The 13,767-nt window shown below is 47.0% G+C and carries 12 protein-coding genes and 2 tRNA genes; 8 read left to right on the top strand and 6 right to left on the bottom strand.

Annotated elements, in window-relative coordinates; genetic code table 11:
• The first annotated feature begins 16 nt into the window (after positions 1 to 16).
• Positions 17 to 1,393, top strand: a complete 1,377-nt coding sequence (locus tag MHM93_RS03080; RefSeq protein ID WP_239447976.1) for an L-serine ammonia-lyase — start codon at positions 17 to 19, stop codon at positions 1,391 to 1,393.
• A 54-nt stretch (positions 1,394 to 1,447) separates the two neighbouring features.
• Here MHM93_RS03080 and cysB read toward each other — a convergent pair whose 3' ends face one another.
• Complete coding sequence (cysB, locus tag MHM93_RS03075) at positions 1,448 to 2,425, bottom strand: HTH-type transcriptional regulator CysB (protein ID WP_022944048.1); 978 nt, start codon at positions 2,423 to 2,425, stop codon at positions 1,448 to 1,450.
• A 331-nt stretch (positions 2,426 to 2,756) separates the two neighbouring features.
• On the opposite strand from cysB, the gene MHM93_RS03070 reads away from it, so the two are divergent.
• Entirely contained in the window at positions 2,757 to 3,521 is a 765-nt protein-coding gene (locus MHM93_RS03070; RefSeq protein WP_045978091.1) for a hypothetical protein, read from the top strand.
• 354 nt (positions 3,522 to 3,875) lie between these two features.
• Here the strand turns inward: MHM93_RS03070 and MHM93_RS03065 are convergent, their stop codons facing one another.
• Complete coding sequence (locus MHM93_RS03065) at positions 3,876 to 5,168, bottom strand: NCS2 family permease (protein ID WP_138548919.1); 1,293 nt, start codon at positions 5,166 to 5,168, stop codon at positions 3,876 to 3,878.
• Between the two features lie 257 nt (positions 5,169 to 5,425).
• Here MHM93_RS03065 and MHM93_RS03060 point away from each other — a divergent pair, with 257 nt between their 5' ends.
• Both MHM93_RS03060 and MHM93_RS03055 read left to right on the top strand, forming a co-directional pair.
• The gene (locus MHM93_RS03060; protein WP_239447974.1) at positions 5,426 to 5,875 is read left to right on the top strand and encodes a SulA-like leucine-rich domain-containing protein; all 450 of its coding nucleotides are present in this window, start codon (positions 5,426 to 5,428) and stop codon (positions 5,873 to 5,875) included.
• A gap of 125 nt (positions 5,876 to 6,000) precedes the next feature.
• Positions 6,001 to 6,369 carry a YchJ family metal-binding protein gene (locus MHM93_RS03055; RefSeq protein ID WP_239447972.1) on the top strand — a complete coding sequence of 123 codons (369 nt, stop codon included), beginning with the start codon at positions 6,001 to 6,003 and terminating at the stop codon, positions 6,367 to 6,369.
• 121 nt (positions 6,370 to 6,490) lie between these two features.
• Here the strand turns inward: MHM93_RS03055 and MHM93_RS03050 are convergent, their stop codons facing one another.
• Positions 6,491 to 7,000 (bottom strand): VC2046/SO_2500 family protein, encoded by a 510-nt coding sequence (locus tag MHM93_RS03050; RefSeq protein WP_239447971.1) that lies wholly within the window; start codon positions 6,998 to 7,000, stop codon positions 6,491 to 6,493.
• A gap of 112 nt (positions 7,001 to 7,112) precedes the next feature.
• Here MHM93_RS03050 and MHM93_RS03045 point away from each other — a divergent pair.
• Positions 7,113 to 7,197 (top strand) — tRNA-Tyr (locus tag MHM93_RS03045).
• 24 nt (positions 7,198 to 7,221) lie between these two features.
• Positions 7,222 to 7,306, top strand: a tRNA-Tyr gene (locus MHM93_RS03040).
• A 5-nt stretch (positions 7,307 to 7,311) separates the two neighbouring features.
• Here MHM93_RS03040 and MHM93_RS03035 read toward each other — a convergent pair.
• Entirely contained in the window at positions 7,312 to 7,989 is a 678-nt protein-coding gene (locus MHM93_RS03035) for a YgjP-like metallopeptidase domain-containing protein (RefSeq protein WP_239447969.1), read from the bottom strand.
• A 288-nt stretch (positions 7,990 to 8,277) separates the two neighbouring features.
• Between MHM93_RS03035 and MHM93_RS03030 the strand changes: the two genes are divergently transcribed.
• Together MHM93_RS03030 and MHM93_RS03025 are read left to right on the top strand one after the other, a co-directional pair.
• Entirely contained in the window at positions 8,278 to 11,601 is a 3,324-nt protein-coding gene (locus MHM93_RS03030) for an MHYT domain-containing protein (RefSeq protein WP_239447967.1), read from the top strand.
• Entirely contained in the window at positions 11,594 to 12,580 is a 987-nt protein-coding gene (locus MHM93_RS03025; RefSeq protein WP_239447965.1) for a two-component system response regulator, read from the top strand. Before MHM93_RS03030 ends, MHM93_RS03025 begins: the two co-directional genes overlap by 8 nt.
• Here MHM93_RS03025 and MHM93_RS03020 read toward each other — a convergent pair.
• Positions 12,577 to 12,975: a VOC family protein gene (locus MHM93_RS03020; protein ID WP_239447964.1), complete on the bottom strand. Its 399-nt coding sequence runs from the start codon at positions 12,973 to 12,975 to the stop codon at positions 12,577 to 12,579. The two genes, MHM93_RS03025 and MHM93_RS03020, sit on opposite strands and share 4 nt — an antisense overlap.
• Positions 12,968 to 13,651, bottom strand: a complete 684-nt coding sequence (locus MHM93_RS03015; protein WP_239447962.1) for an HD domain-containing protein — start codon at positions 13,649 to 13,651, stop codon at positions 12,968 to 12,970. The genes MHM93_RS03020 and MHM93_RS03015 overlap by 8 nt, the downstream gene beginning before the upstream one ends.
• Between the last annotated feature and the right edge of the window lie 116 nt (positions 13,652 to 13,767).

The raw sequence follows: 13,767 nt of genomic DNA, 5'->3' as shown, positions 1-13,767 counted from the left end.
TGTGAGTATAGATTTTATGATCAGTGCATTCGATATGTTTAGCATTGGCATTGGGCCGTCGTCGTCCCATACCGTAGGCCCAATGCGCGCATCTCGGTTGTTTGTGCAAACCCTGCAAGAGCAAGGCACACTTGAGGATGTTACCGAGGTAAAAGTAGAGCTGTTTGGTTCCTTGGGTCAAACCGGTGTTGGCCATGGCTCAGGTAAAGCTGTTATTTTAGGGCTCGCCGGATACGACCCAGAGACGGTCGATGCCGACGCCGTACCCGATATTTTGGCTAAAATCGAACAAGAGCAGGTTATTTATCTCAATAAAACCCATCAGGCTAAGTTTCCAAAGCAAGGGGCGATTGTATTTCATCGCCGCAAGACTTTGCCCAAGCACTCTAATGCCATGGAGATTATTGCCTTTAAGGGTAATGAGCGCATTGCCTCGCAAGTGTATTACTCTATTGGTGGCGGTTTTATCGTCAGCGACGAGGACTTTGATAAGGAAAAGCAGGCTGCGCTAGATATCCGTGAGCAAAACCCTGCCCCCTACCCGTTCGATAACGCACAGCAACTGCTAGAGCTTTGTAAGGAATCCGGCCTGAGCGTCTCAAGCCTAATGATGGCCAATGAGAAGACCTTACGCGACGAAGCTGATATCAAAGATGAGTTATTTCATATTTGGCAGGTGATGAAAGCCTGTACTGAACGCGGCATGCGTACTGAGGGTATTCTTCCAGGCGGTCTGAAGGTGCGTCGTCGGGCACCCAGCTTATACTTAAAGCTAAACGTTGAGAACAATAACGACCCACTTAGAGCAATGGATTGGGTTGACCTATTCGCTCTTGCCGTGAACGAAGAAAACGCCGCTGGCGGCCGAGTGGTCACTGCCCCCACCAACGGCGCCGCAGGTATCCTGCCGGCAGTACTCATGTATTACCACACCTTTATCAAAGAGGTGGATCGCGATATCGCCACGCGCTATCTGCTTACCGCAGCAGCAATTGGTATCTTGTATAAAAAGAATGCTTCTATCTCCGGGGCCGAAGTGGGTTGTCAGGGCGAAGTGGGCGTTGCCTGTTCAATGGCTGCGGGCGCCTTAACGGAGATCATGGGCGGTAACGTAGTGCATGTAGAAAATGCCGCTGAAATCGGCATGGAGCATAACCTCGGTCTCACCTGCGATCCTGTGGGCGGCCTTGTGCAAGTGCCTTGCATAGAGCGCAACGCCATGGGTGCGATTAAAGCCATTAATGCCTCACGCCTAGCCATGCGCGGCAGCGGTGAGCAAAAGGTCTCCTTGGATAAAGTGATTAAAACCATGTGGGACACCGGCAATGATATGAAAACCAAATACAAAGAAACCGCTCGAGGCGGTCTGGCGGTAAACATCATTGAGTGTTAATCGCACAAAGAAAGGCGCCAACAGGCGCCTTTTTCATATCGTGACACTGATCACTTAGCGCACTGGCAACTCAATGCTTTCAAACATCGCATCGACGTCATCTTGATTACGTAATAAGCAAGCTTTTTCAACCCGATCTTTGGTCAAGTGCGGCGCGAAACGCTCAATGAAGTCATACATGTAGCCACGCAAAAACGTTCCTTTACGGAAGCCGATTTTGGTCGTGCTTGCCTCAAATAAGTGGCTGGCATCAATGCACACTAAATCTTTATCGGTGATTTCATCAACAGCCATCGAGGCGACCACCCCGACGCCCAAACCTAAACGTACATAGGTTTTTATAACGTCCGCATCAGTGGCGGTGAAGACTATATGAGGCTCTAACCCCTGAGCATTGAACGCTTTGTCTAGCTCTGAGCGACCCGTAAAGCCAAACACATAAGTGATCAGCGGAAACTCAGCAACATCAGCAATACTAAGGTTATCGGCTTTTTGCGCCAGCGGGTGAGTTTTCGCCACCACAATACTGCGATTCCAGTGATAGCAAGGCAACATCACTAAGTCGGAATACAAGTGTAAGGCTTCTGTTGCAATAGCAAAATCAGCATCTCCACGTGCCGCTGCATCAGAGATTTGCTGCGGCGTACCTTGATGCATATGCAATGAAACCGCCGGGTACTTTTTCATAAAACCTTGAATGACTTCAGGCAAGGCATAACGCGCTTGAGTGTGGGTGGTGGCAATATTAAGTTTACCTTGGTCTGGCAAGGTATGCTCATTGGCTACAGCCTTAATTCCCTCGACTTTGGAGAGAATCTCACGAGCAATATTGATAATGTCTTTACCGGCACTGGTTACGTGCGTCAGGTGCTTGCCACTGCGTCCAAAAATTTGCACCCCTAATTCGTCTTCCAACATACGTACTTGCTTGGAGATACCGGGCTGCGAAGTATAAAGACTCTCCGCTGTGGCGGATACATTGAGGTTGTGATTAAGCACCTCAACAATATACTTTAGCTGCTGTAGTTTCATGGTCGTTGTTACTTTCTATTATTATTTTACTTGCGATTGCACCAGGCGTTATACGCAGTGGCCTAGACCCTAATCTTCCTGGTGAATGGGAAGGCAAATCAACACCTTGAGCCCATCTTCTTATACATTTTAGCTATTGCGATTAGCTAGGCTAGCACATTTAATTATGTCTCGGTACTGTTGATTTATGTTCAAGGCTGCGATGTTCTCCTATACTCTTATTTTATTTAATGTTATTTCATGAATTTAACGTGTATTACTACCCCAACCTAGGTTCTTTCGGTTAAGATGGGTGGTAATTGGGCAACTCAATGAGTAAGAGAATCGGGGTATGATAGTCTCTATCATTATTATGTTAATTGTCGCGCTTATCGTTATTGCGGTTTGGGTAAGTGCAGTGCAACAGCATAAAGAAAAGCAAGAAGCTCAGCGCCGCCAAGAGCTCGCAAAGCAGAAAAAAATAATTGAAGAGACGGAAGAAGTGCTGGTCAACAGTGTCAATATCCCGTTATCTAATAATGTGATGATGATTCTTTATCGTCGAATTCACGATGCGCTCGCCGCCATGGTTGAGTTATCTCCCTCCTCGAAAGAGCTTAAATCTCGGCTTAATGATGCAAAAACTCGCTTAACCAGTGGTGTTGATGAGAGCGCCAATATGGGCGAGAACTTTGCTCTTCCCGATCATGACAAGCAGCTTATTTCATTGATACAGGGAATAAAGAAACTGCGCACCATCATGCGCTCTGAACACAGCAAGGGCAAAATCGATACCCCTGTGTTTATGCAAGAGGACAAAACCTTTGAGCGTCTGCAATTAAAAATAAATATCGAAAGCCAAATTAAGCGCGGCGTGGCTGCAAGAAACGCCAATATGGTTGGCTCGGCACGGCAGTATTTCGAAAAGGCGTATGCCACGATTACCGCCCTGAATTACAGCGACGACTATGTCACGAATAAGAAAAATCAGCTTGAGGATTATCTCAATGAGATCAGCTCTGAGTTGAAAGCCTCTAACGCCTCCGCCCGTAAAAAACGTGAAGAGGAAGAAAAAGACGATTTGGATGTGTTATTCGCACCAAAGAAAAAGTGGTAGCAGCGTAAATCAAGCTATAACAGATAGGCCGATATTAAACATCGCCTATCTGCTGCCTGTACCGGGCCAGCAGGATAAGTACCTTACGCTCAACCCTCTTACCACCTTCAATCATTGAGCTACACACCACCCAGCTATGTGTGCCAACACCTGAAACCAAACTTCCCATAGTGCTGCGCCGGTACGCAGGGCTAGCCATGATCTGAGTGTGCTGAAGTACAACTACGAAGTGCGACGTCAAGGAGCGACAATTGACAATATAGGCTGATTTTTTGAAGCTCGTTGGTTCATACAAAAAATAAAGGCACAGCGTCATAGCTGTGCCTTTTTAGCTGTTATATATGACCTTGCTTACTAAGATAAAAACATGAACTTAAGCAAAAATAGTACTGTTAGAATCCACACACTCAAGCTTATCTCCGCCCCCTTATTACACACTAATTTCACCGCCGTATAGGCGATAAAGCCAAGGGCAATGCCGTGGGCAATGGAAAAAGTTAACGGCGTCATCAACAGCACCACGGCAACTGGAATCGCATCTGTCATATCATCCCAATCAACCAGCTTGAGGTTTTGCAGCATGAGCACCGAGACATACAAAATCGCACCCGCTGTTGCATAAGCTGGAACCATGGCTGCCAAAGGAGCAAAAAACATCATCAGTAGGAAGCAACAGCCCACCACCACAGCTGTTAAGCCTGTACGCCCACCCACTGACACACCAGATACCGACTCGATGTAGGAAGTGGTCGTAGAGGTGCCAAGCATAGAGCCTGCAATTGTCGCCGTACTATCGGCACTCAGTGCTCGACCCAAACGTGGCATACGCCCTTGCTCATCGGCCAAGCCAGCTTTTTGCGTTACCGCCACTAAGGTGCCTGAGGTGTCGAACAAATCCACAAACAAGAATGCGAAAATGACACTGAGCATGGACAACTCTAGCGCCGAGGCAAAATCTAATTGCATAAAGGTAGGAGCGATGGAAGGTGGCGCTGAGATCACCCCTTGATATTCAACCAGCCCCAGAGATAACGCAATGCCTGTTACCAACATGATACTGATCAATACGCCGCTTTTGATATCACGATACAACAGCGCCGCTATTACGAAAAAGCTCAGGATAGCGAGCAAAGGCCCACTGCTGGTAATATCACCCATCTGTACGAGCGTGGCTGGACTGGCAACAACAATACCCGCGTTTTTCAGTGCAATGAGCGCCAGAAAAGCGCCAATTCCCGTGGCGATAGCGCGCTTAAGTACCAGTGGAATGGCATTGATTATCCACTCTCTGACCTTAAATAGGCTCAACGCTAAAAAGATACATCCCGACATAAACACCGCCGCTAAAGCCGCCTGCCAGGTGTAACCCATGCCTAATACTACGCCGTAGGTAAAAAATGCATTTAAGCCCATGCCTGGCGCTAATGCCAACGGATAATTCGCCCAAAAACCCATAATGAAGCAACCGATAGCAGCAGCAATACAGGTTGCTACAAATGCTGCCCCTTGGTCCATTCCCGCCTCTGCTAGCATTGCCGGGTTGACAAACACGATGTACACCATGGTGATAAAGGTCGTGAGTCCTGCGATAACCTCGCGCTTAACGGAGCTTCCATGCGATTTTATTTTGAACAGTCTTTCGAACATAGGAGTAAACAGTGATACGTAAAATAGAAGCGGCGGATACTAGCATAAATGCGGACAAATGACCGCATGTTTACACAGCAATATTGGCACTGAAATACAGCTTTAGCTTCTTCGGTATCGCTAAGCGTTTAAAGCAACAAACAAGACGTTTAAAAAAGAAACAAAAAAAACTTGCACTGAACAACTGTATAAACTACTGTATACACATACTGTATAAAACACTGTATATGGTTAACAAAATCCACAGCGAGGCAATTATGTTACATACAGCAAGTGTTCGTCATGTTAAAAGCTATCAGCAAGATAACCCTAATGTGATCAATATCGTAAAAACTGAGGATGAGATCTCTGCAACATTTGAGATGCTTAAAATCGTTCATCGCTACAATCAAAATAATGGCTGGACGCTATTAGTCGCCCCTGACAATGTGCCTAGCCGCCACCTATTGGACGCTTGCTCTATCGACACGAATAAATTGCTGGTAATTCGGGCTAAACATGTTGTTGATATGGAGTACATGCTTAATTGTGCGCTGCAAAATGGCCGTTTTGCGGCGGTGATCACCTGGACGGATATTTTAAAACAGCAGCGACTCGAAGCCTTACAACTTAATACCCACCAAGCTAAAGCACAGCTTTACTGTTTCACTACCGAGCATAACGCCAGCGACCAAACAACTGTGCCCTCGCAGTTACAAGTCTGCTAATATAGTGGCGTGATTCCTTGTAGTTAGAAAATGCGATGTGCCATTGTGGATTGCCGCAGCCTTTTGCTAATTGCTGCGGCCGGTTTGTAAGTAGAGCTATTGATGCCCCCGACGCCCAGAGCCTGATGCGCTCTCGTTATAGTGCATTTTGTGAACAAGCTATTGATTACTTATGTTTTACCTGCTCAGAGAAAGCCCTAGAACAAAACCCCAGAGAGGAAGTGGCTGAATTTGCCCAAGCAGCGCGTTTTGTGCGCTTACAAATAATGGATTATGTGCCTGGCGATGCTTTGGCCTATGTTGAATTTAAGGCTTTTTACATCATTGCTGATACCCTTCACTGTATACATGAACGCTCACAGTTCATTCAACGCCACCACCAGTGGAAGTACGACAGCGGGCAGTTGTTTAAAGCCGCTGATGTAAAGCTTAAACGCAACGATCCCTGCCCATGCTTAAGTGGCAATAAATTCAAAAAGTGCTGTATGTCTTGATGTGATACCGCCGCCCAGTGGCAGCTTTAGGTATTCGCTTAATTAGTACAAGAACCCTTGGCTCGCACCTGCTATTGCATCCTGCTCGCACCCACTATTACACCCTGATATGCGCAGGCCACTACGCGTGTGCTAAAGACGAGGACTTATTCATATCCACAAGTTGATCGTAAAAGGCTGCACTATCCATTTGCGGCTCGTTCAGTGGCTCATATTGGCGATGATGTTTTGCCTGTACGCTCGGATCGCAATTATCAATTATAAGTAGTGGAACATAGGTTTTGTCGTCTCGCACTGCCAAAGGCTCCGGGGTTAGACACTCTTTTAAGCGCAGAGTTGTCATTGAGCTTTGCGCCAACAATGCCCTGTCATGCTGAGCTCTATCTATATGGTAATCCGGTAATGCCGTTGGTTTTGCAGGCGCAGCGCCCAATTGCAATCGCAACTGCTGCTCATCCACCTGGTGAGATTCTAATTCTGATTTGGGAAGGTGAAACTGGGCAAAATCGAGTGCATCTGCTGATAATGATGCTAACAGCCAAGCAAAGTCTCCACGACGGGCCTCATGGACACTGCGACATAATTGCGAGTCCATTTGTAGTTCGTTACGAATGACGGGCTTAACTTGCATAAACTTTATTCAACCTGAATTACTTCTAAGCAGTTATCGGCCTTTTTTCAGCTTTCTTTAGTTTTTTTCTTTACTTGGACTCTGAGTTTGCTATTATCGCCGCCGTTGTTTAGGAGGGGTTCCCGAGCGGCCAAAGGGATCAGACTGTAAATCTGACGGCATTGCCTTCGCTGGTTCGAATCCAGCTCCCTCCACCACTTAACAACACACATCATTCTATCGGAGGGGTTCCCGAGCGGCCAAAGGGATCAGACTGTAAATCTGACGGCATTGCCTTCGCTGGTTCGAATCCAGCTCCCTCCACCACTTTCCTATCGTACAAAATCCAACAGATGTGCATTCTCTTTAAGCCATAATCGCGCTTGGTCGGTATGCTCGTAGTAGCCATTAACCAGTGCCCAAAATTGATGGCTGTGATCCATATGTACCCGGTGCGCCAGCTCGTGAACAATGACATAGTCAATAACCCAATGCGGAGCTCCTGCCAACAAGGTATTAAAACATAACTCACCGCGCGAATCGCAACTGCCCCAACGACGCTTGTACACTTTAACGCTAATGCCGTTAGCGCCGATATTCATCACCTTTTGCCACTGCATTATGCGCTCTGATAAGTGATCAGATAATTCATCGTGCATCAGTGCCAATAGCTGTTGATTAAAATAGCGTTGGCGATGCTTCACTCGCTTATTGATTACGATGTTTATCGTTTGGTTATCTGTCTGCTCAAGTGAGCTCTCGCTTACCTCTATTGCACGTAATTCACCGAAAAGCATAATGCGACGATGTAGCCATGGGTTATACCTAGCCGCTTCAATATCAGATTGTTTATGTAATTGTTTGTTTATCCACGCCTGTTTGCTCTCAACGAAGTCTGCAATGAAATCACGACATGCCCCATAAGGTGCTTTCACACTCACTTGCTGATTTTTGACCACCAAAGCGAGCGTTCGTCGACGGCTATAGTGCACATCATATTGCCTACTCATATTAAACCTTTGTTGTAATTACTTGAACTAAAAGGGTTTGCCAAACAATGTGCTAATATTAAGTACATCCTTTGCAGCGCTACTAATATGATACCGTAATTACGCTCTTGGGTAAGCTTGCAGCGCACTCATAAATAACTAAACTCAGCCGTCGCTGCGCTGATAGTACAGTCAGTATCATTGTAAAATACAGAGGGGCTTTCACTTTAGTGCGCGACACGTGGTTTTTCAGTGTGCTAGGCTGTGATTGCGACTTGGCCATCCGTTGTTGGAGTATCGAAGTACTTTATGCTTTCTCAATTTTTTATCACCGACCCTGCTCCCGAATTGCTGGTCAATGGCAGCTATGATTGGACCTTAGTGTTACTTTCGGTAACTGTTGCAATTTTTGCATCTTTTTTTGCGCTGCAATTAAGGGAATTTGCTCAACAACAACGCCACACCCCATTTTATCGCATGGCACTGCCAGCAAGTGCCGCCGCTTTTGCCGCAGGCGTGTGGAGCATGCACTTTATCGGAATGCTGGCATTTAGCCTATGCGTCAGCGTCGACTATGATTTCACAGTGACGGTGGTGTCATTCATCCCTGTCTTTTTAGCCACTGCCTTAGGATTCCATTTACTCAGTACGAACAATCCATCTCGAGCCAAGCTTGCGCTCAGTGCCCTGCTGTTGGGCGCCGGCATAGGGATTATGCATTACACGGGCATGGCCGCGATGCGCCTAGGGCCGATGCTAGGCTATGACCCACTTTGGTTTGTTGTCTCTGTATTAGTGGCGGTTATTCTCGCATGGCTCGGCCTGGCCGCTCATTTATATTTACAACCCACAGGGCGCAGCACTCTAGGTCAAACCGGTTATCGTATTCTCAGCGCCATTGTTATGGGCTGCGCAGTCTCTGGCATGCATTATACCGGGATGCAAGCGGCACGATTTGTGGCTCAATCCCCGGTGTACAGTCAGCTCACCGATAATAGCCATGTAACCGATCTCGCTCTGAGTATCGCTATTGTAAGCCTCTTGCTCAGTGGTCTCATCGCTTTATTGCATAGTGTGATGCGCTATCGCTTGGCCCTTCAGCAACAACTTATCACTCAATCACGCCTTGAGGCGGTCCTCAATACTGCCGTCGATGGCATTATTACCATTAGTGCGAAAGGCCAAGTACTGAGCTTCAACTCTGGAGCCGAACGTATACTCGGGTATCATCGCGATGAAGTGATTGGCGAAAACGTAAAAATGCTGATGCCACAAGAAATCGCCAATCAACACGATAATTACTTAAGTGCCTACCAAAGTACCGGCATTAAAAACATTATTGGTTCTGGACGTGAAGTCAACGCCGAACATAAAAATGGCGCGCTGATCCCCATTCGTTTGGGGGTTGGTGAAGTCGCTATTCCCGGACAAAAGCGCATGTTTGTAGGTTTTATTACTGACTTGAGCGCACAAAAGGCGATGCAAAATCAGCTTGCCCAGCAAGAGCGTCATTATCGCACTTTGTTAACTAATATGCCCGGCGTGGCTTTTCGCTGCCGTTTAGATAAGCATTGGAGCATGCTCTACATTAGCCCCATCGTAAAACAATTAACCGGCTATGATGACCAGCAATTTATCGACGGCAGCGTTAATTTTGACATGCTTATCTCTGCGCAGCATAGCAACTATGTGCGCGAGCAAATATACAGCGCTCTTGCACAAGGAAAAAAACACTACTCTTTTGAATACCAAATACAGTGTCGCGATGGCAGCCGTAAATGGGTGATTGATAAGGGAACATTTGAGCATACCGAAGGGGAAGAGCTTTTCATTGCAGGCGTATTGGTCGATATCAGTGAGCGCCAACAAATGGAGCAAGAGCTTGTAAAAGCGAAAGAGAAAGCCGAAGCTGCGGCGGAAACAAAGCAAGCCTTTTTAGCCAATATGAGTCATGAAATACGCACACCCATGAACTCCATCATTGGCTTCTCTGAAGTGCTGCTAGATAGCCCATTGAATAAACAACAGCGTCAGCAACTCACCAACGTATTGCAATCTGCACGCTCTTTATTGCATTTACTCAATGATATTTTAGACTCTGCCAAGCTTGAGCAAGGTAAAGTGAGTATTGAGTCAGTACCCTTTAATTTGCTGGCTCTCGTCGACTCTGTGGTCTCCAGCTTTTATCACAGCGCTGAACATAAGCAGCTCTCGGTTGCCCTGAATATGGATAATAATCTCGGTGAGCACTATCGCGGCGATCCGCAGCGCTTACGTCAAGTATTAGTCAACTTAATCGGCAACGCAGTAAAATTTACCGAGCAAGGCAGTGTCACCGTCAATGTTCGTGGCGATAATCAAGGTGTCTATTTTGAGGTGGTTGATACTGGCATTGGTATCGCCCCCGAGCGGGTGGGTGCTATTTTCAACCCCTTCGAGCAAGCAGACGACAGTACCACGCGGCGTTTTGGCGGCACCGGTCTAGGCACTACCATTAGCCGCCAGCTCGTACAACTTATGGGCGGGGATATAGGCGTCACCAGCACCTTGGGCCAAGGCAGTACATTTTACTTTACCCTGCCCCTAAAACAGGTGGCGGGCGAGCACGTCAATGAGCAGAGCTCATTGACCCCACTTAGCGAAATGCCTAAATTGCGAATACTGGTGGCTGATGATGTACCGCAAAACCGCGAGCTACTGCAACTACGCCTAACTAAACTCGGTCATCAAGTAGAGGCAGCTGATGACGGCGAGCAAGCAGTGCAACTGGCCACAAGTAATAGCTATGACATTGTGTTGATGGATATTCATATGCCCAAATGTGATGGTCTCCAAGCAACCCGACAATTGCGTCAATATGAGCAGCACAACGAGGTTGCTACAACGCCCGTGATTGCTTTAACGGCCAGTGTTATGGGCAGTGACCGTGAAGCGGCTAAAGCCGCTGGAATGAACGGTTTTGCCAGCAAACCTGTAGTGCTGAGCGATTTACTAACGGAAATAGCCCGCGTTCTCGATATCGATTTGGCTGCACATGTGTTCGCACAAACTAACGCCACCGCCCACGACAGCCAGCAGCTAGTCAACGAAACCCAAGGAGCGGAGCTGTGGGGTTCAAAAGCGCATTACCTCAAGGAACTAAAGCACTTCTATGGGCAGCGCAATGAGCAGCTGCGAACACTGAGTAAGTATGAGCAGCTCAGCGCCGATCAGCTTGTTGACGTGCATACATTAAAAGGATTAGCCGGTAATCTAGCTCTGCCCAAATTAGCCGATACATTAAAGTCGATTGAACGACAAAAACAGGTTCAAGACCCTCATCGGTTTGCCTTATTCAGCTGTATTGATGAGCTCTATCAATATCTGCAAAACCATACTGACGCGCCTAGCAAAGTCGTGAGTAATCATCATAGCGATGAGGACTTTAAGCAATTATTGCGGGAGGTTGCGCAGTTATGCGATAACTTTGAATATGATAGTGAACACAGTGAACAACTTATTGCGGCAACGCCACAACAATGGCATAAACAAGTAATGGATATCGCAAATCTCATTAACGAATTCGAATTTGCGGCGGCAAAGGCCGCTATTGAGCAATTACTTGAGCAACTGCAGGGTGTGCAACATGATTGAGACACAAAAGCCGACTCTCCTAGCTGTAGATGATGAGCCGACGAACCTTAAGGTTTTAAATCAAGTATTAGGAAACGACTATCGCCTTATATTTGCAAAATCAGGGCCTCAAGCTTTGGAATTAGCTCATAGCAAGCAACCCGCGCTCATTTTACTTGATGTTATGATGCCGGATATGTCTGGCTTTGAAGTATGTGAACAGTTAAAGCAACAGCCAAGTACACAGGCTATTCCGGTTATTTTTGTGACCGCCATGCAAGACGAAGTTGATGAAACGCAAGGCTTTGCCAAAGGCGCGGTTGATTACATTACTAAGCCAATTAGCCCAGCAATCGTCAAAGCGCGGGTTAAAAATCATTTGTCTTTAGTGCAAGCTGACTTACTCAAAGCAGCGCAACTTGAATTGATCCAGAGGCTGAGCCATGCAGCCGAGTACAAAGACAATGAAACCGGACAACACATAATTCGTATGAGTCGTTATTGCCACATCATCGCGCGCGCTTATGGCTTTAATGAGGCCCATGCCGAGTCGTTGCTGCTTGCGGCGCCAATGCATGATATTGGCAAAATCGGTATCCCCGATAATATCCTCCTTAAACCTGGGCGCTTGGATCAAGACGAATACCGGCAAATGCAAACTCATGCCAGCATTGGTGCGGATATCTTGGCAGGCTCAAGTTCTGCATTAATCCAACTTGCCCACAGACTTGCCCTTGAACACCATGAGCGCTTTGATGGCAACGGCTACCCAAATGGCTTACAAGGCGAAGAGATCTCCATAGAGGGCCGTATATGTGCCATTGCCGATGTATTCGATGCACTAACTTCGAAGCGGCCATACAAAGAACCTTGGCCAATCGACAAAGCCGTGCAGTTACTTCAAGAAGAGAAAGGCAAGCACTTTGACCCCGAACTGGTGGATATTTTCATGGCTTGTTTGGACGATATTCTTGCTGTTAAAGCACAGTATCCAAGCTAGAGCAGCTCAGCAACGGCCTCATATTCATAACAGGTAATTTCATGGACATTGCCGCTGGGATCACGAAAGTACAATGACCAAGATACCTGTTGATCGGCTCGCGTGACCTTGATATCACAATCATGCAGATGCTGTTGCCAGTGCACAAAGGCTAACGCATCACAACGAAACGCGATGCCGTTGCTTTTTTTATCACCAACAAATAAAGCCAAGCAAATCGACTTTGCCTGATCTTGCAGCATAAGCGGTCCATCGTGTTGCTGTTCAAACCAAAAAGCCAACTCGGGGACGATATCAAAACCCATTACGTGACGATAAAACGCCAATGCAACCTCAATATCATGCACTTGTATATGGCAATGGTGTACGCCACGCAATAACGGTGGGTTACTCATAGGCAATACCTATCTCTTCGCCCAGTTGGCGTAAGAAATCGTGCATGTACTGCGTGCGCTTATGTGCTTCATATCGAGCACTGGCGGTGTTCATGCTCTGACCTATGTGCAATAACTTCACAAAAAAGTGATCAAGGGTGTATTTACTGTCATCAGCTTGACGGTTCTTACAAAACGGATCCTGGGGGTGATATAGGCCACGACAAATCGCCCCGCCTACCTTCATGCAGCGACTCACTCCCACTGCGCCAAGGGCGTCCATGCGGTCGGCATCTTGTACTATCTGCGCTTCTAAAGTGGTGGGTGTGATATTGGCACTAAAGCTATGGGCGACAATAGCATGATGAATAGCATCGAAATAGCGACTGTCATAATGAATACTGTGCAAAAAGCTTAACGCCTTGTCGGCTGCCATGGTCGATGCCTTCGCTCTGTCCGGATGGTTTTTCGCCACCGCAACACAATCGTGCAGCCACGCCGCAGGCAACACCACTTCAATCTTGGCATGCTCCTGTTCACACAAAGTTTTCGCCACCTGCACAACGCGTTCAATATGGGTAATGTCATGGGCTGAGTCGGCGCTACCGCAACTGAGAATAAAATCGCGACATTGTTGTTCGATTTCTTGCATAGTATTCATTATTAAGAGTTTATGTGATGACAATAAATCACTCATCGGCTATTGGCAAAATTAATTTGAGAAAGCGCCTTAAGATGCCTAGAATAGCGCCTCTCAAACCAACGACCTAGCGTGTCAACATGCCTTGCGGTGGGTATTCAACTGCCTCAGTG

This window comes from Pseudoalteromonas sp. MM17-2 (assembly GCF_022347945.1).
Taxonomy (GTDB): Bacteria; Pseudomonadota; Gammaproteobacteria; order Enterobacterales; family Alteromonadaceae; genus Pseudoalteromonas; species Pseudoalteromonas ruthenica.
The sequence above is the reverse complement of the archived record's forward strand: the minus strand, read 5'-3'. Positions and strand labels throughout refer to the sequence as shown.

Excerpts from the sequence above, each read along its gene's own strand:
- MHM93_RS03080 (WP_239447976.1), top strand. The coding sequence starts at position 17 with ATGATCAGTGCATTCGATATGTTTAGCATTGGCATTGGGCCGTCGTCG.
- cysB (WP_022944048.1), bottom strand. The coding sequence starts at position 2,425 with ATGAAACTACAGCAGCTAAAGTATATTGTTGAGGTGCTTAATCACAAC.
- MHM93_RS03070 (WP_045978091.1), top strand. The coding sequence starts at position 2,757 with ATGATAGTCTCTATCATTATTATGTTAATTGTCGCGCTTATCGTTATT.
- MHM93_RS03065 (WP_138548919.1), bottom strand. The coding sequence starts at position 5,168 with ATGTTCGAAAGACTGTTCAAAATAAAATCGCATGGAAGCTCCGTTAAG.
- MHM93_RS03060 (WP_239447974.1), top strand. The coding sequence starts at position 5,426 with ATGTTACATACAGCAAGTGTTCGTCATGTTAAAAGCTATCAGCAAGAT.
- MHM93_RS03055 (WP_239447972.1), top strand. The coding sequence starts at position 6,001 with ATGCGCTCTCGTTATAGTGCATTTTGTGAACAAGCTATTGATTACTTA.
- MHM93_RS03050 (WP_239447971.1), bottom strand. The coding sequence starts at position 7,000 with ATGCAAGTTAAGCCCGTCATTCGTAACGAACTACAAATGGACTCGCAA.
- MHM93_RS03035 (WP_239447969.1), bottom strand. The coding sequence starts at position 7,989 with ATGAGTAGGCAATATGATGTGCACTATAGCCGTCGACGAACGCTCGCT.
- MHM93_RS03030 (WP_239447967.1), top strand. The coding sequence starts at position 8,278 with ATGCTTTCTCAATTTTTTATCACCGACCCTGCTCCCGAATTGCTGGTC.
- MHM93_RS03025 (WP_239447965.1), top strand. The coding sequence starts at position 11,594 with ATGATTGAGACACAAAAGCCGACTCTCCTAGCTGTAGATGATGAGCCG.
- MHM93_RS03020 (WP_239447964.1), bottom strand. The coding sequence starts at position 12,975 with ATGAGTAACCCACCGTTATTGCGTGGCGTACACCATTGCCATATACAA.
- MHM93_RS03015 (WP_239447962.1), bottom strand. The coding sequence starts at position 13,651 with ATGAGTGATTTATTGTCATCACATAAACTCTTAATAATGAATACTATG.